The 213-nt window shown below is 76.5% G+C and carries 1 protein-coding gene; it reads right to left on the bottom strand.

Translation table 11 applies throughout. The annotated features are described in order from the left end of the window. Window positions 1-213: SAM-dependent methyltransferase (locus G3I42_RS32005; RefSeq protein WP_239096816.1), on the bottom strand; the 213-nt coding region annotated here is incomplete at both ends.

Here is a 213-nt window from a genome sequence, read left to right as displayed (position 1 = left end):
GCTCGCGCCGACCTCGCTCCAGCAGCGCTCGGAGGCGGTACGGGCGTCCACGAACCGGACGTCCGCGCCCTGCGCGTCACGCAGCGGCACCCCGGCGTAGGCGGGCACCCCCACGACGTTGGCAACACCCGGCACGACCTCGAAGGGAATCCCGGCGGCGGCGCAGGCCAGCATCTCGCCGCCCGCGTTCCCGTCCAGGCCGGGGTCACCGGC

The sequence above is a fragment of the Streptomyces sp. SID11385 genome, assembly GCF_010548245.1.
Lineage (GTDB): Bacteria > Actinomycetota > Actinomycetes > Streptomycetales > Streptomycetaceae > Streptomyces.
This window is presented reverse-complemented; position numbering and strand designations above follow the sequence as displayed.